The 14,853-nt window shown below is 71.4% G+C and carries 7 protein-coding genes; 5 read left to right on the forward strand and 2 right to left on the reverse strand.

Annotated features, from left to right (window positions below; translation table 11 throughout):
• Nucleotides 1-240 precede the first annotated feature (240 nt).
• The 5 genes from ACLJRL_RS40240 to ACLJRL_RS40260 are packed head-to-tail and all read left to right on the forward strand — an operon-like array spanning nucleotide 241 to nucleotide 12,906.
• A complete protein-coding gene (locus ACLJRL_RS40240) occupies nucleotides 241-6,588 on the forward strand; it encodes an SDR family NAD(P)-dependent oxidoreductase (protein WP_410661669.1) in 6,348 nt (2,115 codons plus the stop codon).
• Nucleotides 6,585-10,655: a beta-ketoacyl synthase N-terminal-like domain-containing protein gene (locus ACLJRL_RS40245; RefSeq protein WP_410661670.1), complete on the forward strand. Its 4,071-nt coding sequence runs from the start codon at nucleotides 6,585-6,587 to the stop codon at nucleotides 10,653-10,655. Before ACLJRL_RS40240 ends, ACLJRL_RS40245 begins: the two co-directional genes overlap by 4 nt.
• Before the next feature lie 16 nt (nucleotides 10,656-10,671).
• A complete protein-coding gene (locus ACLJRL_RS40250) occupies nucleotides 10,672-10,971 on the forward strand; it encodes an acyl carrier protein (protein WP_410661671.1) in 300 nt (99 codons plus the stop codon).
• A 4-nt stretch (nucleotides 10,972-10,975) separates the two neighbouring features.
• Complete coding sequence (locus ACLJRL_RS40255; RefSeq protein WP_410661672.1) at nucleotides 10,976-11,761, forward strand: alpha/beta fold hydrolase; 786 nt, start codon at nucleotides 10,976-10,978, stop codon at nucleotides 11,759-11,761.
• Nucleotides 11,758-12,906 (forward strand): glycosyltransferase, encoded by a 1,149-nt coding sequence (locus ACLJRL_RS40260; protein WP_410661673.1) that lies wholly within the window; start codon nucleotides 11,758-11,760, stop codon nucleotides 12,904-12,906. Before ACLJRL_RS40255 ends, ACLJRL_RS40260 begins: the two co-directional genes overlap by 4 nt.
• 60 nt (nucleotides 12,907-12,966) lie before the next feature.
• Here ACLJRL_RS40260 and ACLJRL_RS40265 read toward each other — a convergent pair whose 3' ends face one another.
• Both ACLJRL_RS40265 and ACLJRL_RS40270 read right to left on the reverse strand, forming a co-directional pair.
• Nucleotides 12,967-13,818: an ABC transporter permease gene (locus ACLJRL_RS40265; protein WP_410661674.1), complete on the reverse strand. Its 852-nt coding sequence runs from the start codon at nucleotides 13,816-13,818 to the stop codon at nucleotides 12,967-12,969.
• Complete coding sequence (locus ACLJRL_RS40270; RefSeq protein ID WP_410661675.1) at nucleotides 13,818-14,759, reverse strand: ATP-binding cassette domain-containing protein; 942 nt, start codon at nucleotides 14,757-14,759, stop codon at nucleotides 13,818-13,820. The genes ACLJRL_RS40265 and ACLJRL_RS40270 overlap by 1 nt, the downstream gene beginning before the upstream one ends.
• Between the last annotated feature and the right edge of the window lie 94 nt (nucleotides 14,760-14,853).

Below are 14,853 nucleotides of genomic sequence, written 5' to 3' on the forward strand. Positions count from 1 at the left end.
GCAAACCGTTGTCCAGAAGTGGAATGCGAGTGATAAAAGTGCAGGTCAGAGGCTCGTTCTGGACGTGTCGACATATTTGTTCTCGGCGCCGGACTTTAGCATGCGTTCTCTTGTTTTCCGAGTTTTCGTGCGGGACTATTGCGCTCTCTGCGGCAAGTAGGTTATTTCTTGGGAATCCCGCTGAAGATCGCCGAGCCTCGGCGAGGTTCGACCAGCCACAGCCGAACAGGAGGTCCGCCGGTGAGTCATGCGACGGCGCGCACGCGGGTACTCGGGGTCAACCCTCTCGGACGTCCGGATCCGGGGCTGGCGGCGGCCGTCGCCCGGGGTGGCGGGCTCGGCGTCCTCGATCTCGGGGACGGCGATCTCGGGTCCATAGTGGACTATAAGTTCCCGTTCGGGGTCCGGATCCCGGCCGGCCGCCAGGTGCGGCCCGAAGAGGTACGGGAAAGCGGTGCGGGTCTCGTTCTGCTGGCCGAAGGGGCAGTTTGGCCGGGCAAGGGCGACTTTCCCGTGCTGGCCGAGGTGACCGGTGTCGAGCAGGCCGTCCGGATGCTCGGCACCGGCGCCTCCGGTCTGGTGGCGCGAGGAGCCGAGGCGGGCGGCTCGGACCTCACCACGTTCGTTCTGCTGCAGCGGCTGCTGGAGCGCTTCGGCGACGACGTCCCGGTGTGGGCGTACGGCGGCATCGGGCCGCGGACGGCGGTGGCCGCGATCGCCGGCGGTGCGGCCGGGGTGGTGCTCGACGGCCTCGGCCTGTTCCCCGAGGCCGATGTGCCGTCCTCGCGCCGGAACGAACTGGCCCGCGCCGACGACGGGCTCTCCGCACTGTTCGCGAATCGCTTCGGTGACGCGGAAAGCGCCGTCCGCGCGGTGGTCCGGTCGCTGACGTCACCGGCTTCGGTGAGTCCCGCCGAGCAGGGCACACGGCTGTGCCGCACACTGGGGACGGCCCTTCCGGTCGTGCAGGGGCCGATGACGCGGGTGAGCGACCAGCCCGGATTCGCCGCCGCGGTCGCCGCGCACGACGGCTTCCCGTTCGTCGCCGTGGCCACCGCGAACGGCGTCAAGACCACCGAACTGCTCGGCCGCACCGCCGAATCGCTCGGCGACCGGCCCTGGGGCGCGGGCATCCTCGGGTTCGTCCCGGAAGCACTGCGCACCGAACAAATCGCCGCGGTGCGGGCCGCGGGCCCCCGCTGTGTGCTGATCGCGGGCGGGAAACCGGTGCAGGCCAAGGCACTCGAAGCCGACGGGATCGCGACCTTCCTCCACGTGCCCTCGCCGATCCTCCTGAGGCAGTTCCTCGACGCCGGGATCCGCAGGTTCGTCTTCGAGGGCGCCGAATGCGGCGGCCACATCGGCCCGCGGTCGAGTTTCGTGCTGTGGGAACAGCAGTTGGACGTCCTCCGTGAGCACGGTGCCAAGGACGTCGAAGTGCTGTTCGCGGGCGGTGTGCACGACGCCCGTTCCGCCGCGATGGTCGCTGCGATGGCGGAGCCGCTCGCGGCGCGGGGTGCCGGGATCGGCGTGCTGATGGGCACCGCGTACCTGTTCACCGAAGAGGCCGTCACGCACGGTGCCATCACCGGGACCTTCCAGGACCGGGTGATCGATGCCCGGTCCACGGTCACCTTGGAGACCGCGCCGGGGCACCTCACCCGGTGCCTCCCCAGCCCGTACACCGACGAGTTCGCTTCGCTGAAGGCCGGGCTCCGCGCGGACGGGGTCGCGCCGCAGGAAAGCTGGCAGCGGCTGGAGGAGCTGAACACCGGACGGCTGCGCATCGCGAGCAAGGGGATCCGGCGTGAGGGCGCCGCGCTCGTCGAGGTGGACGAAGGGGCGCAACTCGTCGAGGGCATGTACATGGCGGGCCAGGTCACGGTCCTGCGTGAGGAGCGCACGGGGATCGCCGCCTTGCACCGTGAAGTCACCGAAGGCGCGGCAGAACTGCTCAGCGCCCCTGTGCCGCGAACTCAGGAGTCCTCTATGGACGGTGACATCGCCATCGTCGGGATGGCGTGCGTGTTCCCCGGCGCACCGGATCTGCCCGCGTTCTGGTCCAACGTCCTGCACGGTGCCGACGCCGTCACCGAGGTGCCGGATCAGCGCTGGGACAAGGAAACCTACGCCGGGCAGTCGACGTCGAAGTGGGGTGGCTTCCTGCCCGCGGTGGACTTCGACCCGCTGTCCTACGGGATCCCGCCGTCGTCGATGGGCAGCATCGACCCGGCCCAGCTGGTGTCGTTGCAGACGGCGCGCCGCGCGCTCGAAGACGCCGGTTACGGCGACGGGAGCTTCGACCGCGAGCGCACCAGCGTCATCTTCGGCGCCGAGGCCGGGGGAGATCTGGCGAACGCCGGGGTCCTGCGCGCGTTGCTGCCCAGCTACCTCGAAGAGGTGCCGGAGGAACTGCTCGCACAATTGCCGGAACTGACCGAGGACTCGTTCCCCGGCACCCTCGCCAACGTCATCTCGGGCCGGATCGCCAACCGGCTCGACCTCGGTGGCACCAACTACACCGTCGACGCCGCATGCGGTTCGTCGCTGGCGGCGCTGGACCTCGCGGTGAAGGAACTGCGGGCGGGCACCAGCGCGATGGTCCTGTGCGGCGCGGTCGATCTGCACAACGGCATCAACGACTACCTCATGTTCACCTCCGCGGGCGCGCTCTCGCCGACCGGGCGGTGCCGTCCGTTCGACGCGGCGGCGGACGGGATCGCGCTCGGCGAGGGCGTCGCCTGCCTCGTGCTGAAGCGGCGGGCCGACGCCGAACGCGACGGCGACCGGGTCTACGCCGTGGTCAAGGGCGTCGGCGCCGCCAGCGACGGCAAGGCGCTCGGGCTGACCGCGCCCCGCCCCGAGGGGCAGCGGCGAGCGCTGATGCGCGCCTACCGCGACGCCGGAGTGTCACCTGCGGACGTCTCGCTGGTGGAGGCGCACGGCACCGGCACGGTCGTCGGCGACGCCACCGAACTGACCACCCTCACCGAGTTCTTCCTCGACGCGGGAGCCGCGGCGGGCGGCTGCGCGCTGGGTTCGGTCAAGAGCCAGATCGGGCACACGAAATGTGCCGCGGGGCTGGCCGGGCTGATGAAGGCGGCGCTGGCGCTGTGGCACGAGGTCGTGCCGCCCACGCTGCACCTGAGCAGGCCGAATCCCGCCTGGGACGCGCAAAGCAGTCCCTTCACCTTCTCCACCGGCGCCCGGCCGACGCCGCTTCCGCGCGGACGCGAGTTCGCCGGCGTGAGCGCGTTCGGGTTCGGTGGGACCAATTTCCACGCGGTGCTGGCCGCCCCCGGGGTCCCGCCCGACCGGCGGCACGGGCCCCGGGACTGGGACGCCGAACTGTTCCTGCTCCGGGGCTCCGACCCAAAGGGCGCCCGGGCCACGCTGCGCGACCTGCTGTCGGCGAACGAAGGGCGCCCGCTCCGGGAACTCGCCGCCCTCGCCGCCGAACGCGGTGGCTCCGGGCCGGTGCGGCTCGCGGTCGTCGCGGGTGATCTCGCGGAACTGCGCGAGGCCGCCGAGGGCACGGGCGGGTTGACCGGCGAGGTCACCGAACCCGGCCAGGTCGCGTTCCTGTTCCCCGGCCAGGGCAGCCAGCGGACCGGCATGCTGGCGGAGCTGTTCGTGCACTTCCCGGAGCTGGCCGACGTCCTGCGGCTCGCACCCGACGTCGCCGCGACCACGTTCCCGCCGCGTGCCTTCGGCGAGGAGACCCGGGCGGCGCAGGACGAGGCGCTCAGGGACACCCGTGTCGCACAGCCGGCGCTCGGCCTTGTCGAATCGGCCGTGTGCAGGCTGCTGGCCGACCTCGGTGTCCGGCCGGATCTGGTGGCCGGGCACAGTTACGGCGAACTGTCCGCCCTGTCGGTCGCCGGCGCCTTCGACACCACGACCTTGGTGGCGCTCAGCCGGGCGAGGGCCCGCTCGATCGCCGAGGTCACCGGTGCCGACCCGGGTGCGATGGCCGCGGTCAAGGCCTCCCGTGAAGACCTCTTGTCCGCGCTCGACCGCCCGGACGTCGTGCTGGCCAACCACAACGCACCCGGTCAGACCGTCCTTTCCGGACCGACGGCCGCGGTTGAGGACACCGTCCGCGAACTGCGGGAGCGTGGCATCGCGGCCAAGCGCATCCCGGTCGCGTGTGCCTTCCACAGCCCGCTGGTGGCCGGTGCGAGTGACGTGTTCGCCGTCGACCTCGACAACGCCGAGATCGGCGACCCGGGTCTTCCGGTGTGGTCGAACCGCACCTCACGCCGGTACGCGCCCGGGAAGGTCCGTTCCGAACTCGCCGCCCAGATCGGTGCGCCGGTGCGGTTCGTCGACCTGATCGAGGACATGTACGCGGCGGGCGCGCGGACGTTCGTCGAGGCCGGGCCGGGTCAGGTGCTTTCGCGTCTCGCCAAGGAGATCCTCGGCGACCGCCCGCACACCGTGATCGCCTGCGACCCCGGCGGTCCCGGGCTGCGGGGCTTCCTCACCGCGCTCGCACGGCTCGCCCTCACCGGAACCGAAGTCCGCACCGAACGGCTCTTCCGCGGCCGCGTCCGCGTCCGCGTCGGCCCGCTCCCCGTACCCGCCTGGACCGTGGACGGCGCGCTCGTCCGCGCGCCCGGCGGTGAGGTCCCCGCCCATGGGCTCGTGCCCGCCCGACGAATCCCGAGGACGACCATGAACCAGCCCACGCCCGGTCGTGACCAGGCCGTCGTCGAGTACCTCCGCACCAGTCGCGAACTGCTGGCGGCACAGCGGGACGTGATGCTGGGTTACCTCGGCGCCGCTTCGATCACCCCGGCCCCTGCCCCGGTGGTGCCGGTGCTGCAGCGGCCGGTCGAGGCGCCGGTGGTGTCGGTTCCCGTTGTCGTGGAGCCCCTGCCCGAACCGGTCGCCGCCGCCGAAGTCGACGTCCTCGCCACGGTGATCGGCGCGATCAGCGAACGCACCGGCTATCCGGCCGAAATGATCGACGCCGATCTCGACCTCGAAGCGGATCTTTCCATCGACTCGATCAAGCGCACCGAAATCGCGGGCTCGCTGCTGGCGAAGCTCGGCCTGTCCGGACGGGTCCAGGACGACGGCCAGGACCAGCTGAGCCGGGATCGCACGGCGAGCGCGCTGGCCACCCGGCTGCGGAAGTGGCTCGAACCCGCGGCCCCGGTCGTCACGGCCGCGACGCCCGCGGAGACACCGGCGGGCCGCGCGCCCGGCCGGTACCTGCTCACCCGCCTCGCCGCGCCGCTCGGGCGGCCGGACACCGCTCGGGTGGGCGGCAAGACGATCGCGGTGACCTTCGAACCCGGGCAGGAGGAGCTGGCCGAGTCGGTCCAGGCGGTGTTCACCGAGGCCGGTGCGGCGCCGGGGGAGCGGGGCGAGGCGGACATCGTCGTCGCGCTGAACCCGTTGTCGGAGTCCGAGGAACCGGTCGCGGCGCAGATCTTCGGGTTGCTCAAGGGCGCCAAGGGCACGGTGGTCGTGGTGGCCCGGCCGGGTGCCGGGCACACCGCCGGGCTCCGCGGCCTGGTCCGGGCCGCCGCCCGGGAACGGACCGAGCCGACCAGGCTGGTGGAGCTGGACTCCACAGTGGACCTCGGCCGGATCGTGCTGGAGGAAGTCGTCGGTGAGGGCCCGGCGACGGTGCGGTACGACTCCGCCGGCCGGGCGACCTTCGAACCGCTGGCCGACCCTCTCGGTTCCCTCGCCTACGCGGGAGCCGGTCCCGACGGTGGCGAGACCAAGGCGCTCGGGCTCGACGGGGACTCGGTACTGCTGCTGATCGGCGGCGCCCGCGGGATCACCGCACGGGCGGCGATCGCGCTGGCGGCGAGCGGATGCCGGATCGAACTGGCCGGGCGTACGCAGTGGCCCGCCGAGCCCGGTGACGAAGACCTGCCCGGCGATGCCCAGGGAATGCGTTCGGCGCTGGCCGCCCGAGGCGGCTCCGTCGCCGAGATCGAACGTCGTGCGAGGACGGTGGCGGCCCAGCGCGAGATAGCCAGGACGCTCGGCGAAATCCAGGCCGCCGGGGGTACCGCGGCCTATCGCTCGCTCGACATCCGGGACGGCGCGGCCGTCCGGCAGGTGGTGAAGGACCTGCACGCCCGCTACGGCCGGATCGACGGCGTCGTCCACGCGGCGGGGGTGATCGACGACAAACTCATGGCGGACAAGGACGAACACTCCTTCCGGACGGTCTACGGGACCAAAGTGGACGGTGCGCGAGCGCTGCTCGACGCCCTGGAGCATTTCGGGATACGGCCCGGTTTCGTCACGTTCTTCGGCAGCATCGCCGCCGTGCTCGGCAACCGTGGCCAGACCGACTACGCGGCGGCGAACGACGCGCTGGAGAGCCTCGGCGAGCAGTGGGCGGACCGAACCGGCTGCCGGGCGCTGACCGTCCATTGGGGACCGTGGGCGCCCTCGGACGACCACGCCGGCATGGTGTCCCCCGAGCTGGCGCGGGAGTACGAACGCCGCGAGGTCGAGCTGATCGACCCGGCCGAAGGTACCGCCGCCCTCCTGCGTGAGCTGGCCTACGGCTCGTCCGACGTCCGCTCGGTGCTCTACACGGCCTCGCTGTGGTGAACCAAGAGCCCGTCGCGATCGTCGGCATGGGAGTCTTCCTGCCCGGCGCGTCCACTGTGGACGAGTATTGGCACAACATCGTTTCCGGCGCGGACGCGATCACCGAGATCCCGAAGAACAGGTGGGATCCGAGTTTCCACGCCGGCGACGGCCGGACACCCGACGGTACCTACGCACGGCGCGGCGGGTTCGTCGCGGAAAGCCTGGAGTTCGACGCGGCCGCGCTCGGCATCGCGCCCAGCTCGATCGCCGGGATGGAGCCGGACCAGCTGATCGCGCTGGCCGTGGCCGCGTCGGCGGTCGACGACGCTGGCGGGCTGAAGCGGCTGGGCGACCTCGAACGCGTCGGCGTCATCCTCGGCCGCGGCGGCTACCTTTCGCCCGGGCTCCAGCGGTTCGAGCAGCGTGTCCGGTCGATCCGGCAGATCACCGGCACGGTCCGCGAACTGCTGCCGTCCGCGAGCCCGGGAATGCTCGACAGGCTCCGCGACGCGCTGCTGGAACCACTCGGCGAGTTCCGGCCCGACACCGCGATCGGCCTGGTGCCGAACCTGGCCGCGTCCCGGGTCGCCAACCGGCTCGATTTCGGCGGACCGGCGTACACAGTGGACGCCGCCTGCGCTTCGTCACTGCTCGCGGTGGACCAGGCGATCGGTGAACTCGCCCGGCGCCGGTGCGACGTCGTGCTGGCCGGCGGGGTGCACCACTGCCACGATGACACGCTCTGGTCGATGTTCACCCAGCTCGGCGCGCTTTCGCCGAGCCAGCGGATCAGCCCGTTCTCACGCGACGCGGACGGGCTGCTGATCGGCGAGGGCACCGCGATCGTGGTGCTCAAACGGTTCTACGACGCGCGCCGCGACGGCGACCGGGTCTACGCCGTGCTGCGGGGATCGGGGACTTCCAGTGACGGCAAGGGCGCGAGCCTGCTCAGCCCCGCCGTCGCGGGCCAGACCCTGGCGCTGCGCCGGGCGTGGGCGTCGGCGGGCCTCGACCCGGCAGCGCCCGGCTCGCTCGGCCTGCTGGAGGCGCACGGGACCGCGACGCCGACCGGGGACGCGGCCGAACTGGCGACCCTCGCCGAGGTGTTCGGCCCGCCCGAAGGCCCGCGCGCCGTGGCCGGGACGGTCAAATCGATGATCGGGCACACCATGCCCACCGCCGGGGCCGCCGGGCTGATCAAGGCCGCGCTCGCGCTGCATCACGCCGTTCTGCCGCCGACCCTGAACTGCACGGATCCGCATCCGTTGCTGGACAAGACCCGGTTCCGCACCTTGACCGAGGCCGAGCGCTGGAAGGCGGGGGAAGTGCCGCGCCGGGCCGCGGTCAACGCGTTCGGTTTCGGCGGGGTCAACGCGCATATCGTGCTGGAGGAAGCCGATCCCGCGCCGGTGCGATCGCACCGGGCCAAGGTGACCGGGGAGCCGGAACAGGTCCTGCGCCTCGCCGCGTCCACTCCGGACGAACTCCGCTTCCTGCTCGACCGGCCGGACCGGGACGGGGAAGGGACCGGACCGTGCCGCATCGGGATCGTCGGGCCGAACGAGAAACGGCTCGAGGTCGCGCGCAGGGTGCTCGCGAAGGTCGCCGCCGAAGGCAAGTCCTGGCACGGGCCCAACGACATCTGGTGCGGCGTGGCGCCGTTGCTGGGGCAGAAGGGCGCGAAGACCGCGTTCGTCTACCCGGGTCTGGAGGCGGACGCGGAACCGCGGTGCGCCGACGTCGCCCGGCATTTCGGCCTGGACCGACCGGACTGGTCGACCGCGAGCGTGCTGGCCAGGGCGTCGAGCGTGTCCCAGGTCGGGCTGCTGCTCGACACCGCGCTGCGGCGGCTCGCCATCGCCCCGGACCTGCTCGCCGGGCACAGCGTCGGCGAGTGGACCGCGATGCAGGCCGCCGGAATGTACCCACGGCAGTCCACAGAGGACCTGCTGAGCCGGTACTGGCCGCAGGGTTTCACCCTGCCCGACGCCGAGTTCCTGGTGCTCGGCTGTTCCGCGGAACGAGCGGCCGGGCTGCTCGTCGCCGAGCCGGAACTGATGATCTCCCACGAGAACGCGCCGCGGCAGACGATCGTCTGCGGCGATCCGGCGGCCGCGGCCCGGCTCCAGCGCCTGTGCACCCAGCACGGCATCGTCGCCAGGACACTGCCGTTCCGGTCCGGGTTCCATACCCCGCTGCTGCGTTCCCGGCTCGGCCCGTTCACCCTGCTCGCGGCGGAACTGGAACTCAAGGCGCCGCGGGTCCCGGTGTGGTCGGCGACCACCGCGCGGCCGTATCCCGCCTCCCCGGTGGAGGTCCGTGAGCTGTACCTGGCCCATCTGGTGCGCAAGGTCCGGTTCCGGGAACTCGTCGACGCGCTCTACGCCGACGGCGCGAGGGTGTTCGTGCAGGCGGGCGCCGGGCAGGTCGGCTCGTTCGTCACGGACACGCTGGGAGACCGGCCGCATCTGGTCGTCGCTGCGGCGTCAGGGCTTCGGCCCGGCCTCGGTCAACTGCGCCGGGTCGCCACCGCGGTGTGGGTGGAAGGCGGTCAGCCGGCCTTCGAGGCGCTGGAACCGCGCCGGACCCGGATCGACACGGCGGGCACGCTGCTTTCGGTCGCCGAGGACGCCAGGGGAATGCTCGAAGGCAGGCAACAAGCCGAAGAGATCCCGGAGCTCGACGGCGGGGTGCCGGACGCGATCGTCGCGGAGTTCACCGCGTTGCTCGCCGAGACCCGGCAGGCCGCGGCGAGCGTCGTCGACGCGGCGCGGCGGGAAGCGCCGTCCGCCGTCCAGTCCACTGTGCGATCCACTGTGGACTTCTCGGTGGAGGCCATGCCGTATCTGGTGGATCACCGGTTCTTCCGCCAGCGCGAGAACTGGCCGGAAGAGGCGGATTCCCGTCCCACCGTGCCGGCGACGACGCTCATCGACCTGGCCTGCCGCGCGGCCGAGGAGGCCTGGCCGGGCACGATCGCGACCGGGGTGAGCAACGCGGCCTTCTCCCGCTGGCTCGTCGCCGCGCCCGCCCAACGGGTGCCGCTGTCGATGACCCGCGAGGGCGACCGGATCAGTGTCCAGATAGGACCGCACGCCAGCATGGACGTCCTGCTGGCACAGGGTTTCCCGACGGCACCACGGCGGTCGCCGCTGCCCGGACCGGAGACCACACCGCCGCTGACCGCCGCCGAGATCTATTCACGCCGGGAGATGTTCCACGGCCCGGCGTACCAGGGCCTCGCCCGGCTGACCGGGCTCGGTGAACGGCATATCCGCGGCGACCTCGTGGTGCCGGCCGCGCCCGGCGCGCTGCTGGACAACGTCGGGCAGCTGCTGGGCTGCTGGCTGATGGGCACCCGGACGGACGCGCTGCTCGCGTTCCCGACGTCGATGGGCCGGATCACCTGGTACGCCCCCGAACCCCCGCCGGGGGCCCGGGTGGAATGCCTGGTCCGGGTCCGCCTGCCGCGGCCGGACGTGCTGGAGATGGACGCCGAACTGGTGCGTGACGGCGTGGTGCTGGCGCGGATCGAGCAGTGGCGGGATATCCGGTTCCCGTGCGACCGCGCCGCCCACCGCGTCTACGCCTTTCCGGACCGGTACCGGCTTTCCGAGGACCACGAGGGTTCCTGGACGGTGGTCACCGACCGGTGGCCGAGCCCCGCCGCCCGGGACATCTACGCCGGCGTCTATCTCGGTTCGGAAGAGCGCGCCGAGTTCGCGGCGTGCGAGCCGAGACGGCAGCGCGGCTGGTTGCTGGAACGGATCGCGATCAAGGACGCGGTCCGCGCGCGGCTCGCCGCCGACGGCGTGCGGGCGGTGTATCCGGCCGAGATCCGCGTGAGCGCCGACGGGACCTCGGTGTCCGGACGGCACGGAAGAATCTTGCCGCCTCTCGCCGTGGCCGTCGCGGTCGCCAAGACCGGGGACCTCGCGGTCGCCCTCGTTCGCGACGCGAACGGACCGGCACCCCGGATCGCGGTCCGGGCGGAGGGCGATCGGGCCGGGCTGGCCGAAGAGATCGGTCCCGAGGTGGAGTTCGCCGGGATATCCGGGCACATCGTGGCCTGGAACCGAGGGTAGGAAAAGGGAGCAGAGCATGACCGTCCAACAGCAGAGCCCGGCCTCCGTCTTCGGCACCGTGGCCGAGTTGCTCAGAGAACTCGTCGGCGACATCGAGGTGCTGGGCATCGAAATCACCCCGGAGACCACGTTCCACGAAGACCTCCAGCTGGAGAGCATCGACCTGGTGACCTTCGCGAGCATCCTCGCCGAGTTCTTCGGGGCCGACGTCAATCTCGCGGAGTTCCTGGCAGAGAAGGACCTCGACGACGTGATCGAACTGCGAGTCGGCGACATCGCCGAGTACGTGGCCCAGCGCCTCGGCGAACGGGGCTGAGCGGGTGCCGACGATGACCGTCAACGGGCTGCGCACGAACGTGCATCTCGTCCCCGGCGGGGGTACCGAGACCGTGGTGTTCCTGCACGGGATGGGTACCGACAGCCTGGCCAGTTTCTATCTCACGCTGGCCCCGCCGGTCGCCGCCGCCGGTGTCGACGTGATCAGCTACGACCTGCGGGGGCACGGCAAGACCGAACGCCCCGAACGCGGGTACACGATCGCGGACTTCGTCGCCGACCTCGACGACCTTCTGGCCCAGCTCGACCTGGATCGGCCGGTTCACCTGGTGGGCAACAGTTTCGGCGGCACGCTGGCCTACAGCTACGCGGTGGCGAAACCGGATCGGGTGCGCAGCATCGTGTGCATCGAGTCCGAGCCCGCGACCGCGCTGTGGTCGGACAAGATGGCGCAGATCCTCGAACACACCGTGCGGTTCCTCAAGGTCGAGGAGAGCTTCGACTGGATCGAGGCCAACTACAGCGCCCATCACCGGCGGCTCGCGCGGATGGCGGCGGAACGGATCATGTCGACGACGATGGCCGAAGAGGTCCCGCTCGGCCCGCTGCTGACGCTCGACCAGGTGGCGGCGATCGACTGCCCCGTACTGTCCATCCTGGGCAGTCACGGGTACCAGGCGGACGATCTGAACGCGCTGACTTCCTTGCTGCCGAAGGGTGAACTGCACGTGTTCGAAGGGCAAGGCCATTCGGTCCTCGTCGAGCAGCACCGAGAAGTACGGGAATTGCTGCTGAACTGGATCGCCCGGCACGGCGGTCCGTGCGGATGAGCCGGTTCCTGCTGGTCGTCCCGCCGCTCACCGGGCATGTGGCGCCGCTGCGCGCGGTCGCCGCGGAACTGGGGGAACGCGGCCACGACGTCGCCTGGTGCGGCCCGGAGCCGATCACGTCCGAACTGACCAGGGCGGGGCGGGTGTTCGCGGCGGGCGATGCGCTCGAGTTCGCCGTCGAGCGGCGTCCCGAAGGCTTGCGCGGCTTCGCGGCGCTGAAGTTCCTGTGGGAGCAGTACCTGGTCCCGCTCGCCGACGCGATGGTCCCCGGGGTCGAGAAGGCGGTGGACGCCTTCCGTCCTGACGTCGTGATCGTCGATCAGCAGGCCTTCGCGGGCACCTTGGTGGCGAGCCGCCGCTCTTTGCCTTGGGTGACTTCGGCTTCGACGTCGACCGAACTCGGCGACCCGCTGGGCGGGATGCCCAAGATCGCCGCCTGGATCGACGGGTTGCAGGACGGCCTCCGGATGCGGAACAAGGTCTCCTGCGGTGATCTGCGCTTTTCGCCGGACCTCGTGCTCGCCTTCACCACCGAGGCACTGGCCGGGCCGAGGGCGAACGGCGGCGCGGTCCGGTTCGTCGGCCCGGCGCTGGCTCCGGCGCCACCGGTGGGCTTTCCGTGGCACCTGCTCGACGGCCGCCCGCTCGTGCTCGTCACCCTTGGCACCGCCAACGCCGCGCTCGGCCGCCGCTTCCTGTCCGAATGCGTCGACGCCCTCGCCGGCCTGCCGGACGTCCAGGGGCTGGTCGTCGATCCGAGCGGGGGACTGCTCAGCGACGAAGTGTTGCTGGCCAAGAGGATTCCCCAGGCCGAAGTGGTGCGCAAAGCCGCGGCGGTGATCTGTCACGGCGGGCACAACACCGTCAGCGAGTCGCTCGCGTCCGGGCTGCCGTTGCTGATCGCCCCGATCCGCGACGACCAGTCGATGCTGGCTCAGCAGGTGGAGGCCGCGGGAGCCGGTGTGCGGCTGCGCTTCGACCGGGTGAAGGCGCCGGACATCCGCGACGCGATCACCGAAGTCCTGACCGTGCCCGGTTACGCGGCGGCCGCCGGACGGGTGCGGACCTCGTTCGCCGCGGCCGGGGGTGTCCTGGCCGCCGCGGACCACCTGGAGTCGCTGCCACTCGCGACCAAAGGTCCGTGAAGGCCTCCTTGAGGAACTCAGAGTCCCTCAAGGAGGCCTTCACGGACCGTGCCGGTGACCTCACATCGGTGTCGTATCGCGAGGTGACCGGAAGGTCCGCGCCGAGATCAAGCCACCGGCCAGTGCCGCCACCGCGGCGATCCCGAGCGAGACCGGGATCGACCAGCCGGATGGCCGCCCGAGCGCCAGCGCCCTCGTCGCGTCGATCGCGTAGGTCAGCGGGTTCATCGCCGAGACCACCCGCAGCCAGGTGGGCATGGTCTCCAGGGGCATGTAGGCGCTGGACGAGAACATCAGCGGGAACATGACCACGAAGGACGCCATCTGCAGGGTTTCCGCCTTGCGCAGCCAAGTCGTGATGGCGACGAAGATCCAGCTCAGGCACCAGCCGACGACGAGCGTGAGCAGAAGCGCCGCGGTGACGCCGAAGACACCGCCGGTGGGCCGGAATCCGAGCAGCACCACACTCGCCAGCGCGGTCACGAGCAACTGGACGGCGAGCCGCGCGGAGTCGGAGATGGTGCGGGCGACCAGGACGGCCGAGAGGCTGATGGGCAGACAGCGCAGCCGACCGGTGAATCCACTGTAGATCTCCGCGAGCAGACCGGCGCCCGAACTCATCGCCGTCGTCATCGCGATGTTCACCAGCGTGGCCGGGACGAGGAAGTTCACATAGCCCTGGTAGGCCGCGACCCCGGGCAGCGTGCTGACGCCGGTGAAGACCTGGCTGAACAGCAGGAGCAGCACGATCGGCTGCAGGAGCCCGAAGAACACCAGCCGCCGGTCGCCGAACGCGGTCCGCAGCGAACGTGCGGCGAGCACCCGGACCTGAGTCGCGAACGTGCTCGGGGGCCAGGTGGCCGGCTCGGCCGGCGCCAGCTGTTCGGGTGCGCGGTGCCGTGCCTCGGTCATCAGGGCACCGCCGGATTCCGGTGCAGGGAAAGGTAGACGTCGTCGAGGGTGGGCTCGGCGACGGTGAGGTCCTTCATCGGCGCGCCCGCCGCGTCGAGCGCGCGGACCAGCGACGTGATGTCCGAGGGGCCGGACAGCGGGACACCGATCACCAGCCCGGAGCCCGACGTCGTGCACGGCATTCCGAGCCGGTGGAGCGCGCCCAGTGCCCGCCGCGCGGCGAGGTCGGTGCCGAAGGTCAGGGTCGCGGTCCGTTCGCCGAGGCGGGCCTTCAGTTCTGACGGCCGTCCGGAAACCGTGACGTGGCCCAGTCCCAGCACGATGATGTGATCGGCCAACCGGTCGGCCTCCTCGAGGTATTGCGTGGTGAGCACGACCGTGGTGCCGCGCGCGGCGAGCCGTTCGACGCCGTCCCAGAGTCCCGCGCGGCTGAGCGGATCGAGACCTGTCGTCGGCTCGTCGAGGAAGAGGACTTCGGGAGCGCCGACGAGACCGGCGGCGAGATCGAGTCTCCGCCGCATACCGCCGGAGTACGTCCGGGCGGGCCGGTCCGCGGCGTCTTCGAGCCCGAACGTGGCGAGCAGTTCGGCGGAGCGGGCCCTGGCCTGGTGCCGGTTCGCGCCGAGCAGCCGGGCGACGAGTTCGAGGTTTCCCCGGCCGGACAAGGCGTCGTCGACCGCGGCGAACTGCCCGGTGACGCCGATCCGTTTCCGGACATGGCGTCCGGCCCGGACGACGTCGAGACCGCATACGCGCGCGGTGCCGCCGCTCGGCCGGACGCGGGTGCTGAGGATGTCGATCAGTGTCGTCTTACCGGCGCCGTTGTGCCCGAGCACCGCGAGGACGGTTCCCCGGCCGACGCGAAGGCTGACGTCGGCGAGCGCCGTCACGTCACCGTAGTGCTTGGCGAGGCCGGTCACCTCGATGGCAGCCTGCTCCATCGCCACTCCCTGGGATAGTTCGCCGAACCTACCGAGGGATTCGGTGCGACCGCAATGAATACGCGCGGACTCCGGACGCGCGTGACAATTCCGG

This window comes from Amycolatopsis sp. lyj-112 (assembly GCF_046549055.1).
GTDB lineage: Bacteria > Actinomycetota > Actinomycetes > Mycobacteriales > Pseudonocardiaceae > Amycolatopsis.

Bases quoted from the DNA above. Each gene is read 5' to 3' on its own strand.
- ACLJRL_RS40250 (WP_410661671.1), top strand. From the start codon at position 10,672: ATGACCGTCCAACAGCAGAGCCCGGCCTCCGTCTTCGGCACCGTGGCC.
- ACLJRL_RS40260 (WP_410661673.1), top strand. From the start codon at position 11,758: ATGAGCCGGTTCCTGCTGGTCGTCCCGCCGCTCACCGGGCATGTGGCG.
- ACLJRL_RS40265 (WP_410661674.1), bottom strand. From the start codon at position 13,818: ATGACCGAGGCACGGCACCGCGCACCCGAACAGCTGGCGCCGGCCGAG.
- ACLJRL_RS40270 (WP_410661675.1), bottom strand. From the start codon at position 14,759: ATGGAGCAGGCTGCCATCGAGGTGACCGGCCTCGCCAAGCACTACGGT.